This is a genomic window from Streptomyces sp. NPDC017202, from assembly GCF_044331705.1.
Lineage (GTDB): Bacteria > Actinomycetota > Actinomycetes > Streptomycetales > Streptomycetaceae > Streptomyces.
Genome location: NZ_JBIRNP010000007.1, coordinates 322174 through 328991 on the forward strand (window position 1 = coordinate 322174; position 6818 = coordinate 328991).

General features: G+C 74.5%; 6 protein-coding genes. 3 read left to right on the forward strand and 3 right to left on the reverse strand.

The features are described from left to right. Window positions 1-124 precede the first annotated feature (124 nt). Entirely contained in the window at window positions 125-1180 is a 1056-nt protein-coding gene (locus ACH4N1_RS17255; protein WP_398097920.1) for an LLM class F420-dependent oxidoreductase, read from the reverse strand. Between the two features lie 197 nt (window positions 1181-1377). Here ACH4N1_RS17255 and ACH4N1_RS17260 point away from each other — a divergent pair, with 197 nt between their 5' ends. Beyond that, a complete protein-coding gene (locus tag ACH4N1_RS17260) occupies window positions 1378-2364 on the forward strand; it encodes an aldo/keto reductase (RefSeq protein ID WP_398097921.1) in 987 nt (328 codons plus the stop codon). Next, window positions 2361-4661 carry a helix-hairpin-helix domain-containing protein gene (locus ACH4N1_RS17265; protein WP_398097923.1) on the forward strand — a complete coding sequence of 767 codons (2301 nt, stop codon included), beginning with the start codon at window positions 2361-2363 and terminating at the stop codon, window positions 4659-4661. Before ACH4N1_RS17260 ends, ACH4N1_RS17265 begins: the two co-directional genes overlap by 4 nt. Before the next feature lie 112 nt (window positions 4662-4773). On the opposite strand, the gene ACH4N1_RS17270 is transcribed toward ACH4N1_RS17265, so the two are convergent. Further along, window positions 4774-5466, reverse strand: a complete 693-nt coding sequence (locus tag ACH4N1_RS17270) for a hypothetical protein (protein WP_398097925.1) — start codon at window positions 5464-5466, stop codon at window positions 4774-4776. A 47-nt stretch (window positions 5467-5513) separates the two neighbouring features. On the opposite strand from ACH4N1_RS17270, the gene ACH4N1_RS17275 reads away from it, so the two are divergent. Continuing rightward, window positions 5514-5702, forward strand: a complete 189-nt coding sequence (locus tag ACH4N1_RS17275; protein WP_005485166.1) for a DUF5703 family protein — start codon at window positions 5514-5516, stop codon at window positions 5700-5702. Between the two features lie 71 nt (window positions 5703-5773). Here ACH4N1_RS17275 and ACH4N1_RS17280 read toward each other — a convergent pair whose 3' ends face one another. Then, entirely contained in the window at window positions 5774-6562 is a 789-nt protein-coding gene (locus tag ACH4N1_RS17280) for a chaplin (protein WP_398097927.1), read from the reverse strand. Window positions 6563-6818 lie beyond the last annotated feature (256 nt).

Below are 6818 nucleotides of genomic sequence, written 5' to 3' on the forward strand. Positions count from 1 at the left end.
GGCGTAACCGCGCGCTTCGCGGGGCGTTGTTCCCCGTGACGGCCGTGGCGGGGAAGACCCCCGAGCCCCCACCACGGCCGCTGACTTCCCCCCGCTACGCCAGCCCGCGCTACGCCAGCCCGCGCTACGCCAGCCCGGCCAGCTCCAGCGCCTCGGCGCCCGCCCGCAGCGAGGCGAGCCGCTCGTCGAGCGTGAAGCCGGCGGGGGCGAGGGTGAGGGTGGTGACGCCGGCCGCCGCGTAGGCCTTCATCCGGTCGGCGATGCGCTCCTTGGAGCCCAGCAGCGTGGTCCGGTCGATCAGCTCGTGCGGAACGGCTGCCGCGGCGCCCTGCTTGTCCCCGGAGAGGTACTTGTCCTGGATCTCGTCGGCGGCCTGCTCGTAGCCCATGCGCCGGGCGAGCTGGTTGTAGAAGTTCTGCCTGCGGCTGCCCATCCCGCCGACGTAGAGCGCGGTGTAGGGGCGGAAGGTGTCGGCGAGGCGCTCGACGTCGTCGTCGGCGCCGACGGCCAGCGGCAGCGTCGGGCAGACGTCGAAGCCGTCCAGCGTCCTGCCGGCCTTCTCGCGCCCCGCGCGCAGGTGCTTGATCGCGGTGTCCTCGATGTGGTCGGCGGACGGGAAGATCAGCAGGGCGCCGTCGGCGATCTCGCCGGTCTGCTCCAGGTTCTTCGGGCCGATCGCGGCGATGTACAGCGGGATGTGCTCGCGCTCCGGGTGCACGGTCAGCTTGATCGGCTTGCCGGGGCCCCCCGGCAGCGGCAGCGTCCAGTGCTCGCCCTCGTACGACAGCCGCTCGCGCGTCATCGCCTTGCGGACGATCTCGACGTACTCGCGCGTGCGGGACAGCGGCTTGTCGAACTTGACGCCGTACCAGCCCTCGGAGACCTGCGGGCCCGAGACGCCGAGGCCGAGGCGGAAGCGGCCGCCGGACAGCGAGTCCAGGGTGGCGGCGGTCATGGCGGTCATCGCCGGCTGGCGGGCCGGGATCTGGAAGATGGCCGAGCCGACGTCGATGCGTTCGGTCTGGGCGGCGACCCAGCTGAGCACGGTGGCGGCGTCCGAGCCGTAGGCCTCCGCGGCCCAGCAGACCGCGTACCCCAGCCGGTCGGCCTCCTGCGCCACGGCCAGGTTGTCCCCGTCCATTCCGGCACCCCAGTAGCCGAGGTTGATCCCGAGCTGCATGGCCGATTCCCCTTACTGATCAGTAACGACGCTGTTGCGGAGACAGTAGCGCGGGGGCGGCCCCGAGGGAGGAGGGTGTGGCGAGGGTCGCGGCGGCCCGCGGGGCCCCGGCCTGCCCGAACCGGTCCCGGCCTGCCCGGAATTCCGTTGTCCACAGGCAACCCACGGCCCAGTTCCGGCCAGTAATCTCGGCGTCCATGGAGCAGAGGCATCTCGGTCGCACCGGCCTGCGCGTGTCCCGCATCGGGCTCGGCACCCTGACCTGGGGCCGTGACACCGACGAGCATGACGCGGCGGACCTCTTGAAGACGTTCTGGGAGGCGGGCGGCACCCTCGTCGACACGGCGGACGTGTACGGCGACGGGGAGGCCGAGTACGTGCTGGGGCGGCTCATGGAAGGCCTGGTGCCGCGCCGGGACCTGATCATCTCCACGAAGGCCGGCAGCGTGCCCGACCCGGACCGGCGCTTCGACGGTTCGCGCGGTCATCTCCTCGCGGCCCTGGACGCCTCGCTCACCCGGCTCGGCACCGACCACGTCGACGTGTGGCACGTGCACGCCTTCGACCCCGACACCCCGCTGGAGGAGACCCTCCAGGCCCTCGACATCGCGGTCGCCAGCGGTCGGACCCGCTATGCCGGCGTCTCCAACTTCTGCGGCTGGCAGCTCGCCAAGGCCGCCACCTGGCAGCTCGCGGCACCGGGTACGCGCACCCGGCTGGCCAGCACGCAGATGGAGTACTCCCTGCTCCAGCGCGGTGTGGAGCGCGAGGTGCTGCCGGCCGCGCTGGACCTGGGCATCGGCCTGCTGCCCTCCTCCCCGCTCGGCCGGGGCGTCCTCACCGGCAAGTACCGCGGCGACGCCCTGCCGCCGGACTCCCGCGCCGCCTCCGACCACTTCGCGCTGTTCGTCGAGCCCTACCTCGACGAGACCGCGAGCCGCATCGTGGACGCCGTGGCGACCGCGGCGGACGGGCTGGCGGTGAGTCCGCTCCAGGTCGCCCTCGCCTGGGTCCGCGACCGGCCCGGAGTGGCCGCCCCGATCGTCGGCGCGCGCAACGCGCAGCAGCTCACGGCGGCATTGTCAGTGGAGGCCCTTAGTCTTCCTGAGGAGATCTGCCGGGCGCTCGACGACGTGTCGGCGCCCGTGCACCGCTATCCCGATCACGACTGGAGCACGCTGTGAGCACGGAGCCGGAGCCCCCCAGCACCACGGAGAACACCGGGCCGGGCACCCCGGACGACGCCCCGCCCGCCGAGGGCTCGGCGCAGACCGACTCCGTGGCGGCCCCGGCCGGCGACGACGGGACGACGCCCGGGTCCGCGGCCGGCGGGATCACGCCGGGGTCCGCAACAACCGAGGCCGCCGTGCCGGGATCCGACGGCGCCCCCGTGGCGGAGTCCGCGGCCGAGGAGTCCGCCCGGAAGCTGTCCGAGGCCGAGGCCGAACTCGCCGCCCAGAAGCTGGAGCGGGAGCGGATCGAGCGGCGCAAGGCGGAGAAGCAGGGTCCCATCCCCGCCGGGACCAAGCTGAGCGGCAAGGCCGCCGACCTCCTCGCGGCCGTACGGGCCGTGGAGAGCGGGGAGAAGCCCACCGCCACCGTGTTCGCCGATCCGGAGCCCGCCCCGCCCCGCTCCGCCCCGGAGCCCGTGCGGCGCCCGCAGCCGGTGGCCGCGGATCCCGTCGCCACCGCACCGGCGCCGGACACCGTCGAGGCCGTACGGCGTGTGCTGGCAGGCGGCGGTGCTCCCGAGGCGCTGGTGCCGCAGGTCGCGGCGGCTCTCGGCGAGGGGGCCGCGGAGGCCCTGGGCGAGGACCCCTGGCAGTTGCTGCGCGTCCCCGGTGTGCGCCCCGAGCAGGCGGACGGCTTCGCGCGGGCGCTGCTCGGCGCGGAGTGCGCCCCGGACGACGAGCGGCGGGGCCGGGCGGTGACCGTCTGGCTGCTGGAGCAGGCGGCCCTGGCCGGGCACACCGCACTGGAACTGCCGACGCTGACGGCCGCGCTCGCCCGGCGGGGGGTACCGGACCCGGACGCGGCCGTGCAGGACACCCTCGCCGAGGGCGAGGCCCTCGCCTTCCAGGACGCCCTGGAGGAGTCCGGCACCGCCCCGGCCCCGGTGGCCGCGAGCGAGAAGTCCGAAGAGGACGGAGAAGACGGGGAGGACCGGGAGGACGGGGAGGAGACCGGTCCGGTCCGGGTCCTCGTCGGTCTCGAGCGGTACGCGCTCGCGGAGGAGAGCCTCGCCGACGGTCTGGCCCGCGTGGCCAACGCCCTGGCCAAGGAGACCTCGACGCCGTGGGAGTCCGCCGCCGCCCAGGCGTCCGGCAGCACGGCCGAGCTGATCCGCGCGGTCGCCGGGCACGGCCTCGTCGTGCACACCGGCGGCGAGGCGGCGCGCGCCGAACCGGCCGCCCTGCTCGCCGCCGCCCGGTCCCTGGGAGTGCGGGCGTTCGCCGCCTGCCACACACCGGACGGGCGGCGCCGGCTGGCGGCACACCTGGACGCGGCGGACGACGCGGCGGACGGCTTCGTCGTCACCCTCCCCGGCCTGCTGTCCGGCGCCGAGGGCCCCGGCCGGGACGCCGAGGGCGCCTTCGCCCTGGACCTGCTGATCCTGCTGGACGCGCCGCAGCTGGACGTGGAGACCGCCGCGATGGTGGTGGAGTCGCTCCCGGACGGCGCCCGGCTGGTGCTCAGCGGCGACCCGGCGCTGCTCTGGTCGGCCGGGCCGGGCCGGGTCTTCGCGGACCTGCTCGCCGCCCGGGTGTGCCCGCAGGTCGCCTCCCGCATCCCGGATCCGGGGCCGCTCGGCGAGCTGGTCTCCGGAGTGGGCGTCGGTGAGCTGAACCAGGTGGAGGCGCCCGGCAAGGAGATCGTGATCGTGCCGGTGCGGGACGCCGGCGAGGCCGTGCACCGGACGGTGCAGCTCGTCTCGGACTCCGTGCCGCGGGCCTTCGGCATCGCCGCCGGGGAGACGGTGGTCGTCACCCCGGGCCACGGCGGCGCGGCCGGCACCCGCGCGCTGAACGCGACGCTGAAGGAGCGCCTCAACCCCGGCCCCGGCCGCTTCGGCGGCTTCGACCCCGGCGACCGGATCGCCTACTCCCCCGTCCCGGGCCGTACGGTGACGGGCCGGGTGGTGACGGCCGACGCGGAGGGGCTGCACCTGTCCTGCGCCGGTGCCGCCGTGGTCGTGCCGAAGGAGCGGGTGGAGCACTCCGTCCGGCACGGGTGGGCGCTCACGGCGCACCAGGCGGTGGGGAGCCGGTGGCCGGCGGCGGTCGTGGTGCTGCCCGGTGATGCCGTGCAGGTCCTGTCCCGCCCCTGGGTCTACACGGCCTTCGGCCGGGCGGAGCGCCACCTGTCCGTGGTTCACGGGGTCGAGCAGGCGCTGCCCGGAGCGGTCGCCGGGATCACCGCGAAGCCCCGCACGACCCGGTTGCCGGTCCTGCTGCGCACGCAGGTCCCGGCGGCGGACTGACGGCCGTGAGGACGCGAACGGCGGCGGTCACGGCCGGGGAATCACTCCCCGCCCGTGACCGCCGCCGTCTCCCGCCCGTCGCCGTCCCGCGGCGTCCGGCGCGGCCTCTCCGCTAGCGCTCGGCGTCCGACGGCTCCAGATCCTCTTCTTCGTCATCCGCCAGTTCGTCCTCGACGTCGTCGTCCACGTCGTCGTCCACGTCGTCGTCGAAGACCGAGCTGACGTCGAAGCGGCACACCACCTGCTGCGGGTCCGGCTGCTCGAAGGGCGTCTCCAGCCATTCGCCCGGCTCGGCGGGTTCGTCGGCCGCCAGCACCCACAGCGTGGAGTCGCCCTCCTCCAGGCCGAACTCCTTGTGCCGGGAGGCGATCTCGTCGGGTTCGAACTCGCCGAAGAGCAGGCCCAGCGCGCCGTGGACGGTCCCGGAGGCCTCCGCGTCCGCGCCGTCCTCGAACTCGGCCGCCTCGACCCGCTGGGCCTGCGCCAGCAGCCGCTGCGGTTCCACCACCGCGTAGTCGCGGCGGATCAGGACGCTCAGGGCGTTGGGCTCCTCGGGTCCCGCGTAGGGCGGCAGCGAGTCGTCGGCGCCGGGGATCTCGAAGGGGGTGACCTCGTCGTAACGGTCGTAGAGCAGTTCGTCGTACGCCTCCGCGGCAGCGGCCAGCTCGTTGAACGCCTCGTAGACGGCCGGGTCGTCCTCACCCGTCCGGCGTTCGACCGCCGCAAGGTGGCGGTCGAGCGCGGTCTTGACCGCCTCGGCGGCGGCGCGTACCTCGGCAGCGGTGGGCTGCGCAGCATCAGACATAGTGCAGACGCTATCCGTACCGGGCCCCGGCACGCACAATAGATGCGATGCCGGAATACGAATTTGTCGACGTGTACGTGCCGCGCGGGGTCTCCCGCAAGGACGCGACACGGCTGCTGACCGACCATGCGGAGTACGGACACTGGGAGTTGGACCGTCTGAGCCTGCTGCGGGACGGCAGCCGCCGCGTGCGGCTGCGCCGGCGGATCATCCGTCAGGTACGCGCCACGTGGTGAGCCGAAGATGACGGAAACGGAGCGGGCCCCGCCGAGGCGGGGCCCGCTCCGTTGTGCGGTGCCGGGGACCGTCAGGCCGCGGCGCGCGCCTTGCGGTAGAGGACCGCGCCCGCGAGCAGCGCGCCGGCGCCGGCCGGGAGCGTGAGGCCCAGCGGCAGTCCGCTGCCGGTCTGGGCGAGCTGCGGGGAGTGGACGGAGGAGTGTCCGGCCGGAATCGCGTGGCCCGGCTTGACGGGGGTGCCCTCGTCCTGGGAGTGGCTGGGCTTGCCGGGGCCCGGTGTGACGGGCGTCTCCTCCTCGCCGCGGGGAGGCGTGCCGTAGTCGCGGCCGGGGCCGCTGTCGTTGGCGCAGTCGTTGCCCATGGCCGGGTTGAGGATGCCGACGACGTCGATGGTGTTGCCGCACGCGTTGACCGGTACGTCGAGCGGTGCCTGGACGTTGTTGCCGGAGCCGACGCCGGGCGAACCGGCGGTGTGGCCGCCCGCCTGCGCGCCGCCCGGACCGGCGTGCGAGCCGGAGCCGCCGTGACCGCCCGGGCCGGTGTGCGTACCGGAACCGCCGTGGCTGCCGCCGTGTCCGGCGTGGCTGCCGCCGCCGGCCTTGCCGCCGCCGTGGTCGCTCCGGTTGGCACAGGAGTTGCCCATGGCCGGGTTGAGGATCCCGATGACGTCGACGGTGTTGCCGCACACGTTGACCGGCACGTTCACCGGCGCCTGGACGCTGTTGCCGGACAGGACGCCGGGCGAGTCGGAGGCGTAGCCGCTCGCGCCGGAGTCGGCGTGGGCGTATCCGCCTGCGGCGGCGATCACCCCCGTCGCCGCCGCCACCGTCATGAGGCCTTTGCGCGTGACCTGTCGCATTCCTGAATCCCTGCTTTCACTCTCGTCCCGAATCGCTCGCATCCTTCCAGCTTCGCGAGGCTTCCGGGTGCTACGACTTCTTCGCTTTCTTTTCTCATGTCATTCGGATGTCGCACGAATGGCAGGAGAAAAGACCGGTCGGGGGCCGGGGGGGGGGGGGGGGGGCGGGGGGCGCGGGGGGGGGGGGGCCCCCCCCCGCGGGGGGGGGCGAGTGGTTGTGGAATGTGTGCAACGGGGGGGGGGGGCGAGCCCCCAC